20 protein-coding genes and 1 riboswitch are annotated in these 25832 nt (G+C 38.6%); of the genes, 15 read left to right on the top strand and 5 right to left on the bottom strand.

Annotation, left to right across the window (positions count from 1 at the left end; all coding sequences use genetic code 11):
- Positions 1-50: 50 nt before the first annotated feature.
- From OK18_RS06770 to scpA, 7 genes are all read left to right on the top strand, one after another.
- Complete coding sequence (locus OK18_RS06770; protein WP_053329308.1) at positions 51-2885, top strand: alpha-amylase family glycosyl hydrolase; 2835 nt, start codon at positions 51-53, stop codon at positions 2883-2885.
- Between the two features lie 94 nt (positions 2886-2979).
- A riboswitch (SAM riboswitch) is annotated at positions 2980-3084 on the top strand.
- Positions 3085-3173: 89 nt separating this feature from the next.
- Positions 3174-5597, top strand: a complete 2424-nt coding sequence (locus tag OK18_RS06765; protein WP_053327525.1) for a TonB-dependent receptor plug domain-containing protein — start codon at positions 3174-3176, stop codon at positions 5595-5597.
- Between the two features lie 7 nt (positions 5598-5604).
- Positions 5605-6933, top strand: a complete 1329-nt coding sequence (locus OK18_RS06760) for an APC family permease (protein WP_053327524.1) — start codon at positions 5605-5607, stop codon at positions 6931-6933.
- Between the two features lie 114 nt (positions 6934-7047).
- Positions 7048-8133, top strand: a complete 1086-nt coding sequence (gene prfA, locus OK18_RS06755) for a peptide chain release factor 1 (RefSeq protein ID WP_050021870.1) — start codon at positions 7048-7050, stop codon at positions 8131-8133.
- Between the two features lie 83 nt (positions 8134-8216).
- Positions 8217-8894: a hypothetical protein gene (locus OK18_RS06750; RefSeq protein ID WP_053327523.1), complete on the top strand. Its 678-nt coding sequence runs from the start codon at positions 8217-8219 to the stop codon at positions 8892-8894.
- A 78-nt stretch (positions 8895-8972) separates the two neighbouring features.
- Complete coding sequence (locus tag OK18_RS06745) at positions 8973-11075, top strand: prolyl oligopeptidase family serine peptidase (protein ID WP_053327522.1); 2103 nt, start codon at positions 8973-8975, stop codon at positions 11073-11075.
- 194 nt (positions 11076-11269) lie between these two features.
- Positions 11270-13402 (top strand): methylmalonyl-CoA mutase, encoded by a 2133-nt coding sequence (gene scpA / locus OK18_RS06740; protein ID WP_050021873.1) that lies wholly within the window; start codon positions 11270-11272, stop codon positions 13400-13402.
- A gap of 49 nt (positions 13403-13451) precedes the next feature.
- On the opposite strand, the gene OK18_RS06735 is transcribed toward scpA, so the two are convergent.
- A complete protein-coding gene (locus OK18_RS06735; protein ID WP_050021874.1) occupies positions 13452-14312 on the bottom strand; it encodes a hypothetical protein in 861 nt (286 codons plus the stop codon).
- Between the two features lie 671 nt (positions 14313-14983).
- On the opposite strand from OK18_RS06735, the gene OK18_RS06730 reads away from it, so the two are divergent.
- Genes OK18_RS06730 through OK18_RS06715 form a run of 4 tightly spaced genes read left to right on the top strand, consistent with a single transcriptional unit; the run spans position 14984 to position 18142 of the window.
- Entirely contained in the window at positions 14984-16375 is a 1392-nt protein-coding gene (locus OK18_RS06730; RefSeq protein WP_053329307.1) for an RtcB family protein, read from the top strand.
- Between the two features lie 27 nt (positions 16376-16402).
- Positions 16403-16948: a nucleotidyltransferase family protein gene (locus tag OK18_RS06725; RefSeq protein ID WP_050021875.1), complete on the top strand. Its 546-nt coding sequence runs from the start codon at positions 16403-16405 to the stop codon at positions 16946-16948.
- 2 nt (positions 16949-16950) lie between these two features.
- Positions 16951-17649 (top strand): peptide chain release factor H, encoded by a 699-nt coding sequence (gene prfH, locus OK18_RS06720; RefSeq protein ID WP_053327521.1) that lies wholly within the window; start codon positions 16951-16953, stop codon positions 17647-17649.
- Positions 17636-18142, top strand: coding sequence for a tetratricopeptide repeat protein (locus tag OK18_RS06715; RefSeq protein WP_053327520.1), 507 nt, complete (start codon positions 17636-17638; stop codon positions 18140-18142). Before prfH ends, OK18_RS06715 begins: the two co-directional genes overlap by 14 nt.
- Positions 18143-18271: 129 nt before the next feature.
- Here OK18_RS06715 and OK18_RS06710 read toward each other — a convergent pair whose 3' ends face one another.
- On the bottom strand, positions 18272-19153 hold the full coding sequence (locus tag OK18_RS06710; RefSeq protein WP_053327519.1) for a DMT family transporter: 882 nt from the start codon (positions 19151-19153) through the stop codon (positions 18272-18274).
- Positions 19154-19252: 99 nt separating this feature from the next.
- On the opposite strand from OK18_RS06710, the gene OK18_RS06705 reads away from it, so the two are divergent.
- Together OK18_RS06705 and OK18_RS06700 are read left to right on the top strand one after the other, a co-directional pair.
- On the top strand, positions 19253-19711 hold the full coding sequence (locus OK18_RS06705) for an Lrp/AsnC family transcriptional regulator (RefSeq protein WP_050021878.1): 459 nt from the start codon (positions 19253-19255) through the stop codon (positions 19709-19711).
- A 231-nt stretch (positions 19712-19942) separates the two neighbouring features.
- A complete protein-coding gene (locus tag OK18_RS06700) occupies positions 19943-22504 on the top strand; it encodes a T9SS-dependent M36 family metallopeptidase (RefSeq protein ID WP_053327518.1) in 2562 nt (853 codons plus the stop codon).
- A gap of 42 nt (positions 22505-22546) precedes the next feature.
- Here the strand turns inward: OK18_RS06700 and OK18_RS06695 are convergent, their stop codons facing one another.
- Positions 22547-22834, bottom strand: a complete 288-nt coding sequence (locus OK18_RS06695) for a c-type cytochrome (protein ID WP_050019821.1) — start codon at positions 22832-22834, stop codon at positions 22547-22549.
- Between the two features lie 19 nt (positions 22835-22853).
- Positions 22854-23147: a c-type cytochrome gene (locus tag OK18_RS06690; RefSeq protein WP_050019812.1), complete on the bottom strand. Its 294-nt coding sequence runs from the start codon at positions 23145-23147 to the stop codon at positions 22854-22856.
- Between the two features lie 188 nt (positions 23148-23335).
- Between OK18_RS06690 and meaB the strand changes: the two genes are divergently transcribed.
- On the top strand, positions 23336-24328 hold the full coding sequence (meaB, locus tag OK18_RS06685; RefSeq protein ID WP_053327517.1) for a methylmalonyl Co-A mutase-associated GTPase MeaB: 993 nt from the start codon (positions 23336-23338) through the stop codon (positions 24326-24328).
- Here meaB and OK18_RS06680 read toward each other — a convergent pair.
- Positions 24325-24873 (bottom strand): DUF4251 domain-containing protein, encoded by a 549-nt coding sequence (locus OK18_RS06680; protein ID WP_050019811.1) that lies wholly within the window; start codon positions 24871-24873, stop codon positions 24325-24327. The two genes, meaB and OK18_RS06680, sit on opposite strands and share 4 nt — an antisense overlap.
- A gap of 105 nt (positions 24874-24978) precedes the next feature.
- Between OK18_RS06680 and OK18_RS06675 the strand changes: the two genes are divergently transcribed.
- Complete coding sequence (locus tag OK18_RS06675) at positions 24979-25785, top strand: M48 family metallopeptidase (RefSeq protein ID WP_053327516.1); 807 nt, start codon at positions 24979-24981, stop codon at positions 25783-25785.
- Positions 25786-25832 lie beyond the last annotated feature (47 nt).

Below are 25832 nucleotides of genomic sequence, written 5' to 3'. Positions count from 1 at the left end.
ATTCAATACAAATAAGAAAATTTAATATTATATTCGGTAAAAATAATACTATGAAAAAGTTTTATTCCGTTGTTTCCCTGCTTATTACAGTCTTTGTTTTTGGGCAGATCAATTATACCATTACTCCTAATCCTTTCAATGAAACGGATGCCATTACACTGACTATTCCCGGAGATCAGATTGATGAAGCTGCCTGGGGAGTTTCCAATAATGCCATTTATATATGGTCATGGTCATTTGACACCAATTATCAGAATAGCCAGGATTGCCCTACCAATGGGAGCTGGAACAGCTCCAGCGATTTGAATAAACTCAGCTATGATGCTGTTGCAGACACTTATTCTCTAAGCTTCACCCCAACTTCTTTTTTCGGCAGAACAGGGATCGGAAGATTCGGATTCTTATTAAAAGATAAAAGTGGATCCCATCAGACATCACCCGATATTTTTGTTAATGTGGGAGTATTAAGTTTAAATCTGACAAACCCTGCAGCCAATAGCCTGACATCTGTTCCGGCAGGAAGCATTATCAATATTACAGCCACAACGAATGTGGATGCTACCTTCCAGCTAAAAGCCAATGGAACAGTGGTACATTCTACTACAGCTGCCTCATCGTCATATTCTTATCAATATACTGTTACACAGGATGCTAATATGGAGCTTAAGGCTATACAAGGTTCTGATACTAAAACAGCTTCTTTTATATTACAGCTTCCCAGAAATGTAATCTCAGAATCTATTCCCGGTTGGATCAGGCAGGGAATTAATTACCATCCAACAGATCAGACAAAGGTAGGGTTGGCTTTATATGCTCCAAACAAAAACTTTGTACATGTAATAGGAAGTTTTAATAACTGGGCTGTAGACGATGCTTATTTAATGAAGAAAGATACCACAAACCCCGATCTTTACTGGATTGAGCTTAGTGGGCTCACTCCCCAGCAATTATATTCATTTCAATACAGAACAAATGATTTAAGAAAAGTAGCAGATCCTTACTCACCACAGATTTTATCCTCTTATGATGATCCTTCGATCTCTGCCGCAACATATCCGAATTTGCCTGCATTTCCGGCAGGACAGGATTTTGAAGTTTCTACGTTTGCAACCGGGCAATCTCCCTATAACTGGCAGGTGACTAATTTTCAAAGGCCTGCCAAAGAAAATTTAGTAATCTATGAATTGCTGTTGAGAGACTTTACCCAGGAAAAAAACTGGCAATCTCTGATTAATAAAATTTCTTATTTAAAAAGTCTAAATATTAATGCGATAGAACTGCTTCCCATTATGGAGTTTGACGGTAACCTTTCCTGGGGATATAATACATCGTTTCATTATGCCCTGGATAAGGCTTATGGAACCCCGGAGAAATTTAAAGAATTCGTGGATTTGTGCCATCAAAACGGAATTGCAGTAATCCTGGATATCGCGCTGAATCATGCAACAGGCCGTTCACCTTTGGTTAGGCTTTGGAATGTAGATCCGGATGGAGACGGTTATGGAGATGTAGCCCAGAATAATCCTTATTTTAACCAGGTTCCGAAGCATTCATATAATGTATTTAACGATTTCAATCATTCAAGCCCTTCCACTCAGTATTATGTGGAAAGATGCCTTCAGCAGTGGCTGACAGAGTATCATATTGACGGTTTCCGTTGGGATTTGACGAAAGGATTCACCCAAAACTGTTCTGAGAATGATGAAGCCTGTACCAATGCCTATCAACAGGACAGAGTGGATATTATGAAACATTATGCAGATAAACAATGGGCTATTGATCCTAATTCTTACATGATATTTGAACATCTGGGAACGGATGCCGAAGAACAGCAATGGGCCAATTACAGAGTGGCGGAAGGCAAGGGCGTTCTCCTTTGGAATAAACAGACGGAGCCTTACAATCAAAATACGATGGGCTATAAGGAAAACAGCAACTATGACAGGATGAATCATGCATTGCATGGATTTACCAATATGCATGCTGTAGGCTATGGAGAAAGCCATGATGAAGAAAGGCTGATGTTTAAAAACCTTACCTATGGAGCTGTCAATGGAAGCTATAATGTTAAAAACCTGAATACGGCTCTTGAGAGAATGAAAACTTTTGGAGCTGCATTTTTTACCATTCCGGGCCCGAAAATGATCTGGCAGTTCGGAGAGCTGGGGTATGAGTTTAGTATTAACAGATGTACCAATGGTACCATCAGTACTGGATGCAGAACCGATGAAAAACCTGTTGCTTTTGCTTTAGGGTATGATACAGATATGAACAGAAAGGCGGTATATGACACCTGGGCAAAAATCATTAATCTCAGAAATACCAACGGGATCTTTACAACAAAAACATACAGTATAGAATCAAATAACCTGGCGAATGATCCTGATGGCCTCATTACAAGAATATACCTTTATGACAATACCCTCAATGGAATGAAAAATGTAGTGGTTCTGGCTAACTTTACCACTTCCGTGCAAAATGTAGTTCCATATTTTCCGTATACAGGTCAATGGCAGAACCTTATGGATAATTCGGTTTTGAATATTGCCTCAACCACCGCTCCGATAGCATTACTTCCGGGTGAATTCAGGATCTTCGGAAATTATGCAGGAGCTCTGTCAACCGATGATATAAACGCATCCCACAAATTATCTCTTCAAATAGCAGATAATCCGGTAAAAAATGGTGTTGCAAAACTCATTTACAGCAAAGCCAGAAATGGTGAAATAACCATTTCTGATATGAACGGAAAGAGAATCGGATCTTTTAAATTATTGAATGAAAGCGGAACCCACGAATTGAAAGTCCATTATCCGGCCGGGACCTATTTTATTCATCTGAAGTCGGATACAGGGATAGCCATTCAGAAAATGATCATAAGATAAACAGAAATCAGCATTATATAAAAATAAAAGGTAAATGAGCACACCTGCATATTTACCTTTTGCATATTAGAAAAAATAGTCTACTTTTGCAGTAGATTTATCAAGAAAGGTGGAGGGATTTGGCCCAATGAAACCTTAGCAACCGACATGATTCCAGAAGTGTAAAGGTGCTAATTCCAACCCGAGGGGAAGATAAGTGAAGTCAATATTCTGATGTGAATTCCATTTCTTGATGTCTTGTATATCTGCGGGGTCGAACCGCAGGAATATTTTAATTGGCAAGAACAAATGAAAAAATTAAGTATAGCAGTGTTACTGTTGGGAACCATTATCGTTACAGCCCAGGAACAGGAGGAAAAAGGAAAACAAATCGAGGATATTATTATTGTCGGAAACAGGAATGCCAAAAGAACAAAATTGGAAACACCCGTTCCGGTAGATGTCATCAATATTGAAAAAATACAGAAGGCCTCTCCCCAGGTTACTGTTCAGGATCTTCTGAATTATGTAATTCCATCATTCAATTCTGTAAGGCAGTCGGCATCGGACGGGACGGAACATATTGATCCTGTTACCTTAAGGGGAATGGGGCCTGACCAGGTGCTGGTACTGGTTAATGGAAAAAGAAGGCATACGACTTCTTTAGTGAATTACCAGAATACCGTAGGGAACGGTTCCGTAGGAACAGATCTGAGCACGGTTCCGGTGATCGCCATAGACAGGATAGAAGTCTTAAGAGACGGTGCCGCAGCACAATATGGTTCAGATGCTATTGCGGGGGTTATCAATATTATTCTTAAAAAGAATCAAGGCGCTACAGCGAGCATTACTTATGGGCTCAGCGGTAGAAATGATGGGGATACCTATCAGGCAGGAGCAAATTACGGCGCCTCTTTAGGAAAAAAAGACGGTTATATCAATCTGTCATTACAGGTAAGCCACAGAGGGAAAACAACAAGAACTCAAAATCATGATCTGGATATTTTCGGAGATAATTTTGCATACCCGTTTGCAGATGATCCGGATGCAGCCAGAGCAGCAGATGATGAGGAAATAAGAAAAAGAGGGTTAATCCGCGATGATTTCAATTTTCAGATCGGAGATGCCCAGATCAGGCAGGGACAGCTTTTTTTTAATTCAGAATATCCTTTTAATGAAAACTTTAAACTTTATTCCTTCGGAGGGTTCAGTATCAAAGAAGGAAAAGGTTTTGGTTTCAGAAGACTTCCCAGTGAAACATTCAATGTGGTTTCTTCAATCTATCCAAACGGCTTCCAGGCAACCCTCGGATCCCATGTGTATGATGTTTCTTATGCAGTAGGTGCAAAATATACAATCAATAATTGGTTGATTGATCTTAGCAATACCTTTGGCAGCAATACCTTTAATTATAACGTAAGCAATACCAATAATGCTTCACTGGGAGTAAAATCCCCAACCCGTTTTTATGCAGGAGCACATAGTTTTCTGCAAAATACGGTTAACCTGGATGTTTCTAAAAGTCTGAACAGATTTAATATTGCATTTGGTGGTGAATTCAGGTTTGAACAATACCAGATCAAAGAGGGGGACGAAGCATCTTACACCCAGTACGATATCAATGGAAATATTGCAACTCAGGGATCAACTGTAATAGGAGCAGGTGGCTCCCAGTCTTTTATAGGATTCTCACCTCAGAATGCCTTGAAAAAAGACAGACATTCCACGGCTGTATATGCTGATGTATCATATGATCTGGATAAAAAGCTGAATATTGATGTGGCAGCACGATTTGAAAATTATTCCGACTTTGGCAATACCCTGAACGGAAAATTGGCTGTACGATATGAATTTGTTCCGGATTATGCGGTAAGAGCGGCCGTAGGAACCGGCTTCAGGGCGCCTTCTCTTCAGCAGCAGTATTTTAACAACTCTTATGCAGATATCTCGACTTCCGGGGCAGGAATTGTGACGAAAGGAATTTTCAGGAATGACAGTGATGCAGCCAGGATTTTAGGATTTGATAAACTAAAACAGGAAACATCAGTCAATGCCAGTGCAGGATTTACCCTGAAACCATTAAACAGACTGTTCATTACAATAGACGGATATTGGATTAAAGTCAAAGACAGAATTGTGATTACCAGTAATATTACAGATCCCAGACTGGCAGATTATGGCGTAGAAAGTGGAAGGTTTTTCACAAATGCGGTTGATACGGAAACCAAAGGGGTAGACGTGGTTATCTCCTATGATTGGAAGTTAGCAGGTGGAAACTTAAACATTAATCTGGCAGGAAACTATACAGAGACAAAAATTACAGATTTCCATTTTCCGGAAAACTTGGGAACTTCCCAAAATGAATTCTTTGGTCCGGACCAGATCAATATTATAGAATCTTTGTCACCAAAAACCAAAGCATCCTTAGGGTTGAACTATGGAATAGAAAAATTCAATTTTCTCGTAAGAAATACCTATTTTGGCAAAGTCATAAGAGACGGCTATCCGTTTGGAGGTGTTCAGGAATTTTCACCCAAAATCGTGACAGATCTTAGTGTGGGATATGATATTACAAAAAACATCAACTTTACCATTGGAGCTAATAATGTATTTGATGTCTTTTCAGATCGCCAGATATATGAAAACTCATATTATGGAGTGTTCAAATATGCGCCGGTTCAGATGGGGACTCTGGGAAGCTATTTCTTTGGAAGACTAAATTTTAATTTTTAATTATCAGATGAGCACAGCTTCACATCAGATCGGCTGGAAAACAGCCGCCGCCATTGTAGTTTCCAATATGATCGGAACCGGGATTTTTACCACGCTGGGGTTTCAGCTATCCGATATCACCAATACCTACAGCATATTCCTGTTATGGATAATAGGTGGGATTCTGGCTTTGTTCGGAGCCTTTTGCTATGCAGAATTGGGATCCCATTTTAAAGGGAATGGCGGCGACTTTATTTACCTTAAAGAAACATATCATCCTTTATTTGGTTATCTTATAAGCTGGATTTCTTTGATTATCGGATTCTCTTCCCCTGTTGCGTTAGCCGCATTGGCCATGTCTAAATATCTCTCTGTATTTGATTATACTTTTGGAAACGGTTTTGCAATGATGGCCATTTTTCTGGTTGCCACTACTTTATCATTCAGCTTAAAAACGTCGAGCCGTTTTCATAACTTTTTCACTTTTATTAAAATAGCCTTTATTATCATACTGGTTATAGTAGGAGTTGGTCTTTCAGGATCTCCGCAAATAGGGAACAGCCTGAATTTCAGTAATAGCTGGCAGAAGGAGATTATGCTTCCTGCTTTTGCCACCTCTCTGGTTTTTGTGACTTACTCCTATACCGGCTGGAACTCGGCCTCCTATATTGCCGGAGAAATAAAGGAGGTTCAAAAAAACCTTCCCAAATCACTGATTATAGGAACTGTTTTTGTAACGTTGAGTTATTTGCTGGTTAATTACATTATGCTGAAACATGCTCCGGTAACCCAGCTGGCAGGAAAAGAGGATGTCATGGGAGAAGCTGCCATTAATATGCTGGGGATCAGTTTTGGGAAAATAGTAAACATTTTTATTGCATTACAGCTGATAGCCACCATCAGCGGTTATTTATGGGTGGGATCGAGACTGACTCAGGCCTTTGCCAGAGATACACACATATGGAAACCGCTTTCTAAGGGAAATAAAAAAGGAATTCCGGTGAGGGCAATCTTTGCCCACGCTGTAATTGCTGCCATTATTATTCTGACAGGAAGCTTTAAAGAAATCTTTGTGTATACCGCTTTTATTCTTCAATTATTTGCAAGCCTGGCAATTTCCACGGTATATTTCCTTAAAAAGGGAGACCGTACAATATTCAAATCCAATGCTTTTTATATTTTTCCGACTGTTTTTTTGCTGTTCAGTGTTTATATCCTTTATTTCACCTTTATCCATAACCCTAAAGAGAGTATGATAGGATTAGGAATAATAGCGGTGGGGATTATTCTGTATGTCATTGACAAAAGACTCTCAGGAAGCAAGAAAGACGAAGGGAATGCCCCTGAAGAAAATTAAGTAAAGGGTAAATCTGCTTTTTGCCGTTTCCTCTAGTGTTCAAAAATTTATGCTCATTTGTGATTTTAATTTTGAATTAATAATCCGTATCTTTGCACCCACAAAATTTCTACAATGTCGAAATCATTAATTCCAAAATTAGAAGCTATAAAACAAAGATATAATGAGGTTGCAGACCTTATTATACAGCCTGATGTCATTTCAGATCAAAAAAGATATTCTTCTTTGAACAAAGAATATAGTGACTTAGGGAAAATTGTTAGGGTGTACGATCAGTACAAAGGAGCTTTGGATTCTATTGCAGAATCTGATGAAATTATTGCTGATGGTTCAGATAGAGACTTGGTAGATCTTGCTAAAGAAGAAAAATTAGAAGCACAATCCAGAATTCCGGGATTGGAAGAAGAACTTAAAGTATTGTTGATTCCTAAAGATCCTGCAGATGATAAAAACGTTATCGTGGAATTACGTGCGGGAACAGGAGGTGATGAAGCTGCAATTTTTGTAGAAGATATCTACAGGATGTATACCATGTACTTTAAAGCAAAAGGATGGAGACATGAAGTGACAGATTCCAACGAAGCTGCAAAAGGTTACAAGGAACTGATCATGAAGGTAGAAGGAGAAGGGGTGTACGGAATCATGAAATTTGAATCAGGTGTACACCGTGTACAGCGTGTGCCGGAAACTGAATCCCAGGGAAGGGTACATACCTCTGCCATTACGGTTGCGGTTTTACCTGAAGCTGAAGAAGTAGACGTAGAAATCAATCCTGCTGATATTGAAATGCAGACTTCCCGTTCAGGAGGTGCCGGTGGTCAGAACGTAAACAAGGTTGAAACTAAAGTTCAGCTGACACACAAGCCTTCAGGGCTGGTAGTTGTTTGTCAGCAGGCCCGTTCCCAGCTGGCTAACCGCGAATTGGCAATGGAAATGCTTCGTGCCAAATTATATGATATCAAATTGCAGGAAGTACAGGGAGATATTGCTGCTCAAAGAAAAACAATGGTTTCTACGGGAGACCGTTCTGCAAAAATCAAAACGTACAATTATCCGCAAGGAAGGGTAACAGATCATAGAATCAACAAATCCATGTATAATCTGGATGCATATATGAACGGAGACATTTCTGAAATGATAGATGCGGTAATCATGGCGGAAAATGCAGAGAAAATGAAGGGCGAAGAAGAAAACTACTAAAAGTTTTAAAATACAATATAGCCTCTGAATTTTCGGAGGCTTTTCTTTTTAGATTACTTAATTAAAATCTTAAATATTAAACTATGAAAAACTACAAAATTATTTTGTTTCTGTTGTTGGCTATGGCAGGACAACATCTTTCGGCTCAGGCAGAGGTAAAAAAACCTGCGGAAGCATTTGAAATGTTCTTTGGCACCTTTGTGAACAACGATGAAACAGCGCTGGGTAAACTTAATGACTACCTGAGACCTACAGTAGAAGGGCAGAATGCTTATCAGGTTAATTTTAAAGAAACTTCAGAAGAAATGCTGAAAACCAGTGTGGATAACTTCCTAGCGGCTTTTCCTAAAGCAACAGCTTCAGCGTGTAAAAAGGAAGCAGAAGATTATTTCAGAGAAATGCTCAATAATTTCAAACAGGGAAAACTGACGATTAAGAATGTAAAAGTAGTTCCGAACGAATATGTTGAAAATGAGAAAATTGCTGAGGTCACTTATTCCGTAAGCTTTAAAGTTCCTTCAAAATTAACTTCCGGGCCTACAGGAGATACCAAAAAAGTAAAACCTGAGGTGCTTAAGCAGTATCTTACCCAGGCTGCCCAGGAGTTTAAAAATGCAGATAAAACAGTAACTACCGATCAGCAGTTTAGTTTATATGAACTGAAAGAAGGCGGGAAAATATACTATTGGAACGGAAGTCCTGATGAGATTGTTTCCAACCTGACCGATTTTTACTTCGACAGTTTCGGATCAAAAGAATAATACAATAACTAAAGCTTCGGATTTCCGGGGCTTTTTTTATGTCACATACTTTATGTATTTTTGAGAAAACCGTTTACTATGAATTTTAAACCGATGTTATTAACGGCTGGAGTTCTTTTTTCAGCATCTTTTTATTCTCAGAAAATGAATTATCCTAAAGCATTAAAAGGAAATCAGACAGATACTTATTTCGGGACCACAGTATCCGACCCGTTCAGGGATTTGGAAAACGATTCCGAAGCTACAAAAAAATGGGTAGATGAAGAAGTGGCCTACAGCCAGAATTATCTTTCGAAAATTCCCTTCAGGGACAAAATTAAAAACCAATTGAAAGAAATATGGAATTACGAAAAAATTTCTGCCCCTTTCAAAGAAGGAGATTACACTTACTATTATAAAAATGATGGTCTTCAGGCACAGTCTGTTTTGTATAGAACCCACAACAAAACAAAGGTTACAGAAGTTTTTTTAGATCCTAATAAATTTTCAGAAAAAGGAACTACATCGCTTTCCAACCTCTCCTTCAACAAAAAAGGTAATCTTGCCGCCTATTCCATCTCTGAAGGAGGAAGCGACTGGAACAAAATTATCATTATTGATGCCGTTACCAGAAAACAAATTGACGATACTTTATTGGATATAAAATTCAGTGGAATTTCATGGCAGGGAGACGAAGGGTTTTATTACTCAAGCTATGATAAACCGAAAGAAGGAACCGTGCTTTCCGGAATGACGGATAAACATAAGGTATATTTCCATAAACTGGGAACAAAACAGTCTGAGGACAAACTTATTTTCGGAGGCGAGAAAACGCCGAGGAGATATCTGAGTGCAGAGGTCTCCGAAGATCAGAGATACCTGATCATTTCCGCAGCCAATGCTACCAATGGAAATGAATTATATATAAAAGATTTAAAAAAAGGTGGAGATTTCGTTCAGATTACCAAAGGATTTGATATCAATGCAGGAATTGTAGATACACAGGGAGATGAGCTTTTCATCTTCACGGATAAAGATGCACCGAATATGCGTCTTGTAAAAACAACGATAAGTAATCCGGCCCCTGAAACCTGGAAAGATGTGATTCCGCAGACAGAAAATGTATTGGGAATCTCTTCCGGAGGAGGATATTTCTTTGCTACTTATATGATTGATGCAATTGACCAGGTAAAACAGTTCGATAAAACAGGAAAACTGGTCAGAGAAATAACACTTCCCGGGAAAGGTAATATTTCCGGTTTCGGAGGAAAAGAAAAAGAAAAGGATGTTTACTATTCTTTCAGTAATTATATTACACCGGGAACAACCTATAAATTCAATGTAGATTCCGGTAAATCTGAAGTATACCAGAAGCCAAAAGTGAAATTTAATCCTGATGATTATATTTCGGAGCAGGTATTTTATACCTCAAAAGACGGTACGAAAGTGCCTATGATGATTAATTATAAAAAAGGAACTAAACTGGATGGTAAGAACCCGACTATTTTATATTCATATGGAGGTTTTAACATCAGCTTACAGCCTTCTTTCTCTGTAGTCAACGCCATTTGGATGGAAAATGGAGGAATCTATGCCGTTCCGAATATCCGTGGTGGAGGTGAATACGGTAAAAAATGGCATGATGCAGGAACCAAGCAGCAGAAGAAAAATGTTTTTGAGGACTTCATTGCTGCCGGAGAATATCTTCAGAATAAAGGATATACATCAAAAGAATATATGGCACTTTCAGGAAGATCAAATGGAGGACTATTGGTAGGGGCAACCATGACAATGCGTCCGGATCTTGCCAGAGTGGCCTTCCCTAGAGTAGGAGTTCTGGATATGCTGAGATACAATAAATTTACAGCCGGAGCGGGCTGGTCATATGACTACGGAACAGCTGAAGACAGTAAAGAAATGTTCGAATACCTTAAATCTTACTCTCCGGTACATAATGTAAAAGCCGGAACATGCTATCCATCTACAATGATTATTACCAGTGATCATGATGACAGAGTAGTTCCTGCCCATTCGTTCAAATTTGGAGCAGAACTTCAGGAAAAACAGGCTTGCAAAAACCCTGTTTTGCTGAGAATTGAAAAGAATGCAGGACATGGTGCCGGAAGATCAACAGATCAGGTGATCAGTGAAAATGCAGATCTTATATCATTTGCTTTGTATGAAATGGGAATAAAACTTTAATATTTAAACCAGGATACTATCCTATATAATGAATGTCTTGCCAGGTTTATAAAAACGAGGCATAGAATATATAATCATAAAGACCGGAAGATTGCCCGGTCTTTTCTCGTTTAATAGCCAGAATTTCCGGATGTTAACAGGAGTTTCATGTTTCGTTCAAAAAAATTAACTTTACGGAGACAAAAATTATTGGAATGCGAAAAACAATTTCTGTGAAAAAACCGGATTTTAGTGTATTACCTCAGGAAAGGGAAATCTATACTTTTGAGAAAGACGGATTGGAACTTAAATCCTCTTATGAGAAAAAAGATGTTAAAGATCAGTCATTAACACAAACTTCTCCGGGGATTGAACCTTATCTGAGAGGGCCGTATTCCACAATGTATGTTCAAAAACCCTGGACAATCCGTCAATATGCAGGTTTTTCTACCGCTGAAGAATCCAATGCGTTCTACAGGAGAAACCTTGCAGCAGGGCAAAAAGGGCTTTCCGTAGCCTTTGACCTTGCCACTCACAGAGGATATGACTCTGATCATGCAAGGGTGGTAGGAGATGTAGGAAAAGCCGGAGTTGCCATAGATTCCGTTGAAGATATGAAGATTTTATTCAACGAAATCCCGCTGGACCAGATTTCTGTTTCCATGACCATGAATGGAGCCGTACTCCCGATTTTGTCTTTTTATATCGTAGCCGCAGAAGAACAGGGGGTAAAACAGGAATTGCTTTCAGGTACCATTCAGAATGATATTCTGAAAGAGTTTATGGTAAGAAATACTTATATCTATCCGCCTGCACCTTCTATGAAAATCATTGCGGATATTTTTGAATATACTTCTCAGAATATCCCGAAATTCAACTCAATTTCCATTTCAGGATACCATATGCAGGAAGCAGGAGCCACTCCGGTACTGGAAATGGCATATACCCTTGCAGATGGCCTGGAATATGTGAGAACAGGGATTAAAGCCGGAATGAATGTGGATGATTTTGCACCCAGATTGTCTTTCTTCTGGGCCATCGGCATGAACCACTTCATGGAAATTGCAAAAATGCGTGCCGCAAGATATATCTGGGCCAATCTTTTAAAGCAGTTTAACCCTCAGAATGCAAAATCATTAGCATTAAGAACCCATTCGCAAACTTCAGGCTGGTCCCTTACAGAACAGGAGCCTTTCAATAATATTACCAGAACTGCTATCGAGGCATTATCTTCGGCATTGGGAGGAACACAGTCTTTACATACCAATGCGCTGGATGAAGCAATTGCGCTTCCTACAGATTATTCAGCAAAAATTGCCAGAAACACCCAGATTATTCTTCAGCAGGAAAGCGGAATCTGTGATGTAGTAGATCCGATGGGTGGAAGTAATCTGGTAGAAAGTCTTACCCAGCAGATGATTGAAGAGGCGATGAGGTATATTGATGAGGTAGAGCAGGAAGGAGGTATGACCAAAGCCATAGAAGCCGGAATTCCTAAAATGAGGATTGAAGAGGCTGCAGCGAAAAAACAGGCTAAAATTGATAGCGGAGAAGAATTCATCATTGGAGTCAATTCATTCAAAACATCATTACAACAGGATGCCATAGAAATTCTGGATATCGACAATACAGAAGTTCGCAGAAAGCAGATTGAAAGACTTAATAAAATCAAAGCTGAAAGGAATACAGAAGCGGTTGAGCAGATCCTTGGTGAGATCCGTGAAAGTGCTAAAACAGGAAAAGGAAATCTTCTTGCATTATGCATCGAAGCAGCAAGAAGAAGAGTAACCCTTGGCGAAATGAGTGATGCCATGGAAGAAACTTTTGGAAGATATAAGGCCAATATTAAAACAATTTCTGGTGTATACGCTATGAATGCCGGTAAAAACGAATATTTTGAAAAAGCCCTTCACCTTACTCAGAAATTTGAAGAAGAAGAAGGCCGCCGCCCAAGGCTGATGGTGGCGAAAATGGGGCAGGATGGTCATGACAGAGGCGCTAAAGTGGTTGCTACTGCCTTTGCAGATATGGGATTCGATGTTGATGTGGCTCCCTTATTTCAGACTCCTGAAGAAGTGGCTAAACAGGCCGTTGAAAACGATATTCACATCTTGGGAGTATCCTCCCTGGCAGCAGGACATAAAACATTGGTGCCACAAGTAGTGGAAGAGCTTAAAAAGCTGGGTGCAGACGACGTTGCTATTGTGGTGGGAGGTGTAATTCCGCAACAGGATTATGAGTTCCTGTATGCCAACGGGGCGGACTTTATCTTTGGCCCAGGAACCAATCTACCTAAATGTGCCGTAGAAATTTTAGAAAAAATGTTAGCCCAGTCATCCGGACTTTAAAATTTAAAAATACAAATAAAGGCTGTTCCCAAAAGAAACAGCCTTTATTTTATATGTCAGACAGGTGCTTTATTTTACCGTCATCCATGATCTGATAATTCGTATAGGTGGTTTTTTGAGTCTTTCCATCGGAAGTATGGTCCGTTTTTACCGTGATCTTACCGTTTTTACTGATCTCATAGCTGCTGACTTCTTCCAGTTGGTCATCTTTTCCGGGATCAAACCACACGCCTTCCACATAAGCCTCTCCGGCTATTTTGTTTTCATGTACCGTAAGGAGATAGTACCGGTATTCAAAATCTCCGCAATCCATCGGTACAAGAATTAGTTCAATATTTTTATAACGGGTTAAAGGGAAATACCGGAATATAGGATTGCCGCAGCTGTATTCCTGAGAACCCTTTATCAAAAAATCTGTTTTCTGGAATTTTACTTCTGCTTGTGGCAGGCTTTTAAGAGGTAAACTATAATTTCCGGGCTTCAGAAGAGATTCCATTTTAGAAGGCTCGCTTTTACGTTTTCTCCATTCCTCTATAGAAATATATTCTCCGGAAACAGGTTCCTGGATTTTTAAGGTATTACACTGATCACTTGACGCATGGAAGACATGATAGGTTTCAAAACGATCCGGGCCGTTATAGCCCGCAGAAATAGAATAGTTCCAGATATTGTGAGCCTTTGAGCTGTCTACCACAAAGCCAATGCTTCCCTTTCCTTTCGTCAATGAATCAAGGACTCTGGCCTGACTCTTCATTTCCTGTAAATTAAGAATCTTTTTCATAAAATAAGGTGAAAAACAGCCCTTTTCCGTTACCTTTATTTTTTCTTCTTCTTTTGCCGGAGTTTCTTTCTTACATCCAACAAAAATCAGTGGAAGTAAGCCCAATAAAATTTTATGTATACTCTTCATAGTACAAAAATAAGATTTAAAAAGAATTGGAGATTGAAAAAATAATTCTATATTTGCACCTGTAAATCAAAGTTTAACCATTTAAAAACAACGAAGCAATGTTCAGAACAAAACAGAATTCTACAGTTGGATTACCCCTTATGGTGGTAAGGCTTCGTGGTTTGGTACACTCATAGAATAACAGTACAATGAAATATCAACACCCGAAGTCGTAGAGATTTCGGGTTTTTTATTGCGCAATATTTCAAACTAAGTTTCCCGAATCTTTAGTGTCATAAAGGATCAGATCATAGAATTTTACAATTCAAAAATTCATGGATTTCATCATTATTAATTCATTCAACTAATGTTTTAGTTGAATGAAAAGTAATACATCCGGAATATTGAATTTGTATATACCCTATATCTGAAAAATGATCATTCTGCTTCGTATGAAAGGCAGAAGCAGAAAGAACGATTAAAAAGATGTAATAAACAAGAAAATATCAACGGAATAATGAATTTTGATTATAAAATAAATATTCCGTGGATTTTCAAGCAATATTTCTTGAAGCAATAAGAATATTGCCGTACAGGTATACATGCATTTATGCGTTACCTGCACCATATCTGCGAGAGATTGCAGAAAGCTTTCAGGACGTAGAAGCCCAAATAATGTAAAAAAGGAAACAATGGGAAATTTAAAACTAAAAGGAAAAGATATATTAAAACTCGGATATCCAAATAACCAAAGCGTCAATGTCGCCTTGGAAGTGATGAAGAGAAATTTTGCCACCAAAAATATCCAGTATGTGAAATCGCTTTTGAAAGAAATTTTGCTGAACCCGGAAAACTTTGAAAAAGATCTGACTTTTGGCCAGATTGCAGAAACACTGCTTTCATCGAAGAAAACGGAAAAAAGAATGCTAAATGCACAGCGTGCTTCTTTTCAGGTTTTTGGAAATACTATTTCGGAAGAGGCAAAAAACCAGCTGTACACAGCACTGAAACTTCCAATATCAGTTCAGGGAGCTTTAATGCCAGATGCCCACAGTGGCTATGGTCTTCCGATTGGAGGTGTTCTCGCTGTAGAAAATGCAGTGATTCCGTACGGAGTAGGAATGGATATTGGCTGTAGAATGAGCCTGAGTATTCTGGATACGCCTGTTTCATATCTGGACGGAGCGAGAGATAAATATGAAAAAGCCCTTGCTGAACACACCAAATTCGGGATGTATGAAACCCATAAATCTCATGTAGATCATGAAATTTTTGAGAGGGATACATTTGATCTGATCCCGATTTTAAGAAGACTAAAAGGAAAAGCTGTTAAACAGATGGGAACATCAGGCGGCGGAAACCATTTTGTAGAATTCGGGGAAGTGGAAATCACGGAAGTCGATGAACAGATAGGGCTGCCTGCAGGAAAGTACCTGGGTATTTTGTCGCATAGTGGCTCAAGAGGATTAGGGGCAGAAATTGCCCAGTATTATTCCAGGGTAGCGGCAGATCAGTGTCCCCTTCCCAAAGAAGCTCAGCAGTTTGCCTGGCTGGATTTAAGTTCCCATATGGGGTTAGAATACTGGACGGCAATGACGCTCGCAGGAGATTATGCATCAGCGTGCCATAATGATATTCACAGGAGATTAATAAAAGCTGTAGGAGGAAGAGTGAAAGCAAGAATTGAAAATCATCACAATTTTGCATGGAAAGAAGTTCACAACGGAAAAGAAGTGATTGTTCACAGAAAAGGAGCAACTCCGGCTGATGAAAATGAACTGGGAATGATCCCGGGGTCTATGACCGCTAAAGGATTTATCGTCCGTGGAAAAGGAAACCCGGATTCTCTTAAATCTGCTTCACATGGTGCCGGAAGGTCCCATTCAAGAGGAGAATGCAGAAGCCTTTTCACCCAGAATGATATCAAAAAAGAATTAAAGCTGAAAAATGTTACACTGATAGGCGGAAACGCTGAGGAAGCACCAATGGCTTATAAAGATATTTACGAAGTCATGAATGCCCAAAGTGAATTGGTGGATATATTGGGAACATTTCAGCCAAGAATTGTGAGAATGGACAGGTAGTCAGTCTCAATTAAAGAAAACAAAACAATGGGAGCACCTCATAATACAAAGAGATATGGAGAAGTCTGGCCGGAATTCAGAATCCGGTCCGGGCTTGAAATTTTAGAACAATTAAAAGAGAAAGTTATTATATCAGGAGGCTGGGCATGGCATTGTATGTCAGAGCCCGGACATACCGAGTATAAACATGCTCATGATCATAAAGATATTGATGTTTTTGTAAAGAAAGAAAATGTAGCTGAAACGGTTATGATCCTTCAGCAGCAAGGATTCCGGAAAGTCTGGACCCGCTATGACCACCTTCCGGGTGACGAAAACTTCAGGAGGTATGAGAAAACAGTGGAACTGGAAGAAGGAAAATTTCACAGGATTACTATTGATTTCTTTGAAAGAAATGATCTCGAGACTATTGAAGCCAATGGGTTTACTGTGGTAAGGCCGGATATTCTGCTTTCATTTTACAGAAATATTCATTCCAGCGACAAATGTTGGGCAGTAATGGCTGCAAAAGAATTATTACAAAAGGGTATAGATCCGGTAGGAAATCCCTTATTGAGCAAAATACCCCAATAGTAATGGAAAAATTAATACAGATCACTTCCGGAAGAGGCCCCCTGGAATGTCAGTGGGTGGTCGCCAAGGTTTTGAAAACCTTTTTAGAAGAAGTAAAACAAAATAAAATAGAATATGAAATCATTCACCGTGAAAACGGTGATGAAAACCTGGCATTGAAATCCATAACCTTGCTTTTAAAAGGAAAAGATACAGCTGAATTTCTTAAAAGCTGGGTAGGAAGTATTTGCTGGACAGGGAAAAGTATGTTCAGAAAGCTGCATAAGAGAAGTAACTGGTTTATAGGAATTTTTGAGCTGAAAATAGAAGATGCTGTTCGGTTTGATGAAAAAGATATCCGGTTTCAGACAACAAGAAGTCAGGGAAGTGGAGGACAGAATGTGAACAAAGTAAATACGGCAGTCCGTGCCACACACCTTCCTACAGGCCTGTCTGTATTTGTGCAGTATACACGCTCACAATTAGAGAATAAGAAACTGTCGGTGATAAGGTTAAAAGAAAAGGTTATGGGACTTCATATTCAGCAATTGGAAAAGAAAATGCAGGAAACATGGAATAATCATCTGCAGGTACAGCGTGGAAACCCGGTACGTACATTTTCCGGAACAGATTTTAAAAATAATTATCAGGATAAGTCCTATAAAAAGCAAAGGAATATCCTTAAACATGAATTAAAAAATGATAGCAATGACCTTAACTAAAAATAAATACTATTTTGAAGCGTTGGATCACTTTCCTTATAATATGTCCGATTGCCTGGACGCCCTGAATTATGCCCTTTCCTATGAACCAGAGGATGCAGATAGCTTGTGTCTGATGGGTAGGATACATTCAGAGGTCCTGAAAGATTATGAAACAGCAAAAAAATACTTCGAAGAAGCAATGCAAAGCAATATAGGAAACGTGAATACTCCTAAATATTACATTGAATGCCTTTTAAGTAATGAAGATTACGAGGAAGCCGAAAGACTTATCAATTATGCTTTGAAGATGAAAGGTATCGACAAGGCAGAAATTCTTTTGGGGAAATCTCTTTTGTTTGAACGGAAAGGAGATTATGATACTGCATTGGAACAGATCAGGGAAGCCAGAAAATTCAGCTATTGCAGAAACATGATGGATATCCTGGAGGACAGGGAAAAACTTATTCACGACAAAATGCCTGAAAGCAAAAAAGAAGAAGTAGCTGAATAACCGTATAGAACTGCTGGTTATCCATAGATTGTATATTGTACATAAAGAGAGACCAGGGAAAGGTCTCTCTTTTCAGCTTAAATAAAATAATAAGCTTCCTATATTGAATTTGTGTTTTTTCTTACTTTATCATACTTGTGGACATGATGTAACAGATGGTTCAGGCTGCTTTTTGGCATAGTATACACCGGTCAGGATGATAATAATTCCCAGGATTTCTTTAATTGTCAATATTTCAGAGAAAAGAAAGTAGGCATAGATGGCAGCAAATACAGGCTGGCTGAGAATGATAACTGAAGAAAGAAGAATGCTTATTTTCCCTAAACAGTAGCTTAACAACCCCTGTCCCAATATTTGAGAACATAATGCAAGTCCTAATAAAATCCCTATTTCCCTCGAAGTCTGTGGAATCATAATCCCTTCTGTTACTCCCGCCGTAAGAAACAATACCGGAATAGATCCCAATCCGCTGATAAACATAATAGTAGCAGCATCTGCCTTTGCTCTTACCTTATACACACTTAGCAGGAATAATCCGTAAAAAACAGATGCTAAAAAAGCTAAAAGATCCCCTTTATAGCTGCCATTTCCGGAAATATTAAACTTTCCCCACATCAGGACCATAATCCCTATGACAGAAACGGATAAACCTATCAGGAAATTTTTTCCCGGTTTTTCTTTAAATAAGAAATAAGATAACGGAACGGTAGTAAAAGGAACCAGATTGACGAAGAGATTGGCATTGGCTACGGATGTATAATGGAAAGAAGTATTCCAGAGAATAAGATCTATCGCCAGGAAAATTCCGCTGAACAAAATGATAACCCATGATTTTTTATCAATAGCCCGTATCTTCTTATAAACAAATGGAAACAGAAAAACCAATGAAAATAAAATCCTGTATAAAGCTGTATTGATGGGAGGTAAACTGCTCAGTTTTACAAAAATTCCGCCGGTAGCCAGGCTCATGACCGCTAAAAAGGCCAAAATTATATTGATATTAGATTTCATCAGATTGTTTTTTTATATTGCAAATCTCCGTATTTGCAGAAAACCCATTACTTTTGTAACTAAAGATTTAAATAAAAAAACTTTCATTTCTAAATAATTATGCAGCTAGATCAATTACATTATGCCATTTTAAATGAACTGCAGAAGAATTCCCGATTATCTAACACAGATATTGGAAGAAAAATTGGTCTCACTGCTCCTGCCGTGGCAGAAAGAATCCGGAAGATGGAAGAAGCCAGGGTTATAAAATCATTTACTGTTAATCTGGATTATGAACAGCTAGGGTTTAACGAAAATGTAATCATAGGAATTGATATTCCGTATTGCGATATCCCTCCCTTTTTAAAGGAGATTGAAAACATAAACGGCATTCTTAAAGTGATGAAATCCACAGGAGATTTTTGCCTCATTGTACATTTGGTAGCCAAAAAGGTTTCCGAGCTGGAAGAAATCATTACCCGCTTCAGCAAACATGGGAATACTTCTACCTTTAGAATTCTGGCCTTTCCTTTAGAAAGGGACTGTGTTGAACTGGGCAAAAATAATCCCAAGTCATAACAATAAAACTATCTTCCTATATGAACACCCCATAAGCTTGCAACGGCAAGCTTATGGGGCGTTTAATAAAGAGGTAATGTGAAATTATTAAAATATAAGTTATAAAAGCACGAATAAAAATAATTAAAAAACGGTAAATTCAACGAATTGCCTGTTTTATTTTGAATTTAATAATTATTACAATGTTTTTATGTCTATAAAGCATAAATTGCTTGTCTAAAAACATGTAAGATGAATAAAAAACTATTTTTAACAACGGTTACTGTGGCTGCTTTTTTAGCTTTTGGTGACATCAGCGCACAAAACTCTAACATCATTATTCAGGAGTATTACAAAAAAAATGAATTACTCACTAATGGCAGTGATAAAACAGGAATCCTTATTTTAAATGAAGATCATTCTCAAAGTCTTGGGGTTAATATTGTCAACGTACAGCAAACTTATAACGGGCTTAGAGTTTTTAATGCTTTAGGTAAGGTGCTTATTAAGGACGGAAAAATTGTTTCTGAAAAGAATGAATTTAAACAGAATATTGTAGTATCTGATCAGAAAAAAGTTAAAGAAATGTTTCCGGAAGATCTTGTTAAACGGAAACTGGCAGTCAGTGAAACCTCTAAAACAGACTATTTTCCGGATGTATATTTTGAAAAAAACGGGATTTATATTCTTGCTAAGGAAATGTTTATATCAGATCAAAACTCTTCTGATATATGGCATGTTATTGCTGATGCAAACAGCGGGGAGATACTTCACAAAAGCAATACAACCTTGAGCTGTAATTTTGAAAGTATTTCACACCCGGGCAACGGAGCCGGAAAAACAGCAGAAGATCATTCCGGAAAAAAGATTCAAAGCAAAACAACAAATCTGCTTGTACCGGGTAATGCTTCCTATAATGTTTTTGCTTTGCCTGTTGAAGCTCCCACATTTGGCTCCCGGTCGGTGGTCAATAATCCTTGGGATCTTACAGCTTCCCCTGAAGGATGGCATTCCGATGGAACAAATACGTATACCAATACCAGAGGCAATAATGTATACGCTTACTCCGATCAGGATGATATGGATGCCCCAGGATATTCCCCGGATGGAGGAAGCTCACGTAATTTTGATTTCCCTTTTGCAGATGGAAGATACGACAACCCTTTCATGTATAAAGATGCTTCCATTACAAATTTGTTTTATATGAATAACAAGATACATGACATCTTCTACAAATTTGGATTTACGGAGACCGCAAGAAATTATCAAGACAACAATTTTGGTAAAGGAGGGTTGGAAGGAGATGCCGTAAGAGCTGAGGCTTTTGATGGAAGCGGACTTAATAACGCAAACTTTAATCCGGGATATGAAACCGTAATTTCCGGACAAACTTATCTGGCGGAGCCGAGAATGCAAATGTATCTCTGGGATAGAGTAGAAACAGCCAATGATCCGGTGATAAGGTATCAGTATAATGCTCCTGCTTCAATTGTTAACCGCCCTAAAGTAGCAACAGGAGGAGCCGTGTTCGGATCTCTTTTATTTGGTGGACAGTCTGTAACCGGCGATCTTGGTATTTCTATTCCCAATAATGCTTGTACTGCGCTGGCTGCAGGAAGCTTGACAGGAAAAATAGGTGTTGCCCGAAGAGGGGCATGCAGCTTTAAAACGAAAGTTAAAAATATGCAGACGGCCGGAGCGGTAGGAGCCATTATTTATGATCCGGTGAATGCGGATCCTGTACCCATGGGTGATGATGATACTGTGTACGATGTAACCATCCCTTCTATTATGATGGGTAAAGCAGAAGGAGAATACCTTGTGAATCAGATTAACGGAGGAACAGTAGTCAATACTACCTTGAATTTTGATTATAACGGCTTTAAGCATTCAAGTTTTGATAATGGTATTATTGCTCATGAATATGGACACGGTATTTCAAACAGATTAACAGGACCAGGGTATGGCTGTCTTAAGATCTCTGTTTCTGCAGAACAGATGGGAGAAGGATGGTCAGATTATTTTGCATTAATGCTGACAACCAGGCCTGGGGATACTTCGTCTTTAGCAAGGGGAATCGGAACCTATGTTAAAAATCAACCAACAGATGGAGGAGGAATCAGACTTGCTAAATATTCCCCTGATTTTTCTGTGAACAATTATACCTATATAAGAACAAATACGGTTTCAGGGGCTCACCGAATAGGATTCATTTGGGCAACAATGTTATGGGATCTTACCTGGAAGTATATTGAAAAGTATGGTTATAATAGTGATGTTCTGGCAAGTGCTACATCCGGAAATGCCAGGGTGCTGCAAATAGTAGTGGATGCGCTTAAACTTCAGGCGTGTAATCCTACTTTTATTGATGGGAGAGATGCTATTCTTCAGGCCGATGCTGTTAAAAATGCAGGAGCTGATAAATGTATGATCTGGGCTGCTTTCGCTAAAAGAGGATTAGGAGTTAATGCTTCTGCAGGAGTTAAATCTGTAGCCAACGATCAGGTTGAGGATTTTACGGTACCACAGGAATGTAATTCGGCTTTAGCTACCCAGGATGTTAAATTAACAGATAATAAGTTTGTTATATTCCCTAATCCTACTTATGATGAATTCTTTGTAGGAAATATCGACAAATCTAATAAAGAAGTTAAAATTACCATGTTTGATATGTCCGGGAAATTAGTGTTTTCTGATTCCAGGGAAGCTGCTTCTAAAAAAGCAATTTCTACCAAAGAGCTGCAAAAAGGAGTGTATATGGTTCATATCCGGCAAGGAGATAAAATACAGGTTGAAAAACTTATTGTAAGATAAATTTGTTAACGCAGGCAAAAAAATAAGCTTTCAACGGAAAGCTTATTTTTTATTTACTGAAATCAGGTAATCATATACCATTTGATGCTGATCATCACTAAGCTTGGCTTTTGGGGCCATTCTGCTTAACGTTTTGATCCAGCCCTGGTCATCATGTTTTGCAGGATCAGGTAATTTATGACATTTTGAACAGGCATTTTCAAAAATAGTCTTTCCCTGAGCCAATTGTTCAGATGAGGTATACTTGGGCCCGGTTACAGCAACGCTCTTAGGTCCGCAGGATAGCAACAGTGCTGAGCCTGCAATACTGCTTACAATCAATTTTTTCATATCCATATTTGTTTAATGATTATTTTTTTACTGAAACGATGTAATCGTAAACCCATTGATGCTGCTCATCTGTCAGTTTTGCTTTTGGAGCCATTGAATTCATAATTCCTACCCATTGTACAGGATTATGTGAGGCGGGATCCGGTAACTTGTGGCATCTTCCGCATGAATTCTCAAAAATGGTTTTCCCCTGGGCAATTTGTTCAGCTGTAGAGGTCGCGGTTCCTGCAGTAGCTGTTGCCGTTGAAGCTTTTGGAGTACAAGAGGTTACCAGGATAGCAGTAAGAAATGCTGCAGCGATGAGTTTTTTCATGTTTCTTATTTTGATAGATAACAAATGTAATAAATTCCCTAGGCCGTTGTTACAGTGTTTTATAGTTTTAATTTAGAAGAAATAAAAATTGAATATGCCTGCAATCATAAAAATAAAACACAGCACTTCGCCTTTTTACTTGGCCATTAAGCATTGATCATTCACTTTTAATTATTATTTTTGAATCAATGAAATTTTCTACAGAAGAGCTAATAGAAGGGATACAATCAGGAAACAAACGCCTGATTGCAAAAGCCATTACGCTGGTTGAAAGTAAAAAAGCAGAACACAGGATACAGGCAGAAGAACTTTTGAAAAAAATAATGCCCTTTACGGGGAATTCCGTCAGGGTAGGAGTAACCGGAGTGCCTGGTGCAGGAAAATCCACTTTTATTGAAAATTTCGGCAGGCTGGTCATTGCTCAGGGGAAAAAAGTAGCTGTTCTCGCCATTGATCCAAGCTCTTCTATCAATAAAGGAAGTATTTTAGGAGATAAGACCAGGATGGAGGAACTGGCTAAAGAAGAAAATGCATTTATACGTCCTTCCCCAAGTTCGGGATTTTTAGGAGGAGTAGCCAATACCACCTTTGAAACGATGTTGATCTGCGAAGCAGCAGGCTACGATTATATCTTAATCGAAACTGTCGGCGTAGGACAATCGGAGGTTCTGGTAGCTGATATTACTGATGTTTTCTTATTTCTTAAAATTATCGGAGGAGGGGATGAGCTCCAGGGAATAAAAAGAGGAATAATGGAAATGGTAGACCTTATTTTCATTAATAAAGTTGACCAGGATAATCTTCAGAAAGCAAAAAATACAAGACTGGAGCTGAAAAGGGCACTCGATTTTATTCCCCCTAAAGAAAAAGACTGGAAAATTCCTGTTTTATTAGGCTCAGCACTACATAATGAAGGACTGAATGAGGTCTATAATAAGATTGCCGAATTTATAAACCTGAAAAAGAAAACAGGACGTTTTGAGGAAGTCCGTACCCGGCAGGCCGAAAAACGCTTTGAATATTGGGTTCAGGAATATATCCTGGCTTTGATGAAAAAAAGTAATGCTGTAGAAGAGGCCTATCGCATACACAAAAAAAATGCTTCAGAACTGGTTTCGAATCCAAGTACTGAAGCTAAATTATTTGTTGAAAAATTTTTATCCGGAGAAAACAGGGATTAAAGCTTAGCTTTTTCCTGATTCACTTCATTTTTTGAAATGTATCCGTCGTAAGTGATAGGCTGCCTGTCGTTACTTCTCATAGAAACAAAAGCCTTACCGGTTTTAAAGACTTCGATATTGATCTCGCTTACATTTTTTACATCGTTAGGCTTGATCTTTAATGTCCATTTCCCTTTCTTATTCTGCTCCTTCGTGATGGTAAAGTCTTTTGATGTGAATCTATAGCTGTTATCACTGGCACTACCATAAGTAGGATTAAATAATCTTCCGAAATAAGGAAGAACAACTTCCAGATTTCCTTTCCTTAATTCAATAGTATAATCTCCATTAAGATTTAACATTCTTGTTGCTGTAGCATTAGGCATCGAATTCATGATGTTGATTACATCATAATTGGTAGGATTTGCTCTCTGGGCATTAAATGTGAACTCCTGTGATTCGACTAATGCATCTACTGTTTTTGAATCTAATGAACCTTGTGAAGCACAGCTTTGGAAAAAGAACAAAAATCCAAAAATAAACAGAAGAGAAATATACTTTTTCATAATGAGATAATTATTACATTTAAATAGCAAAATGTATGCAAATATATATGATCCGGAATATTTTGGAATAAAAATTGTTAAAGTTGAATTATTAACACTCAAACTATGAAAGTTACACATCTATTAGGAATAGGAGCTATTGCTCTGTCGGCTCTTGCCTGTACTACCAACCCGATTACAGGGAGATCTTCTTTACAGCTGGCCAATAATTCAGAAATTTTAACAATGTCTGCCCAGGAATATAGAACGACATTGTCTAAAGGAAAAGTGATTACCGGTACGGCAGATGCAAAAAGAGTGGCAAATGTTGGAAGCAGAATAAAAAATGCGGCAGAAAGATATTACCAGAGTATAGGAAGATCAGCAGATCTTGCGAATTACAGCTGGGAATTTAATCTTCTGCAAAGCAACGAGCTGAATGCATGGTGTATGCCGGGAGGTAAAGTAGCTGTTTATACAGGGATTTTACCAATAACTAAAGATGACAACGGGCTTGCCGTGGTAATGGGACATGAGGTTTCCCATGCATTGGCTGGCCATGGTAATGAAAGAATTTCCCAGGCGATGGTAGCTCAATACGGAGGGGCTATCCTTGGAGGTACAATTTCCAATGCACAATGGGCCAGTATATTCCAGAAAGTATACCCGATAGGCTCACAGGTTGCTTTATTGAAATACGGAAGAAATCAGGAATCTGAAGCTGATGAAATGGGACTTTACCTGATGTCTATGGCAGGATATGATCCTAGAGCAGCTATTCCTTTCTGGAACAGGATGGAGGCGGCATCTACAGGCTCCAGACAACCGGAGTTTTTATCTACCCACCCGAATCCGGAAACAAGAATTTCTGATATCAATAAAGATCTTCCTAAAGCATTGGAATATTATAAGGCAGCAGGAGGAAAAATATAAGCTAGTATAAAATTTTAATCTTGAATAAGCCTTATTAAATTTTTAGT

Source organism: Chryseobacterium gallinarum, assembly GCF_001021975.1.
GTDB lineage: Bacteria > Bacteroidota > Bacteroidia > Flavobacteriales > Weeksellaceae > Chryseobacterium > Chryseobacterium gallinarum.
Note: the sequence above shows the minus strand (reverse complement) of the source record. Positions and strands in the feature narration are given on the sequence as shown.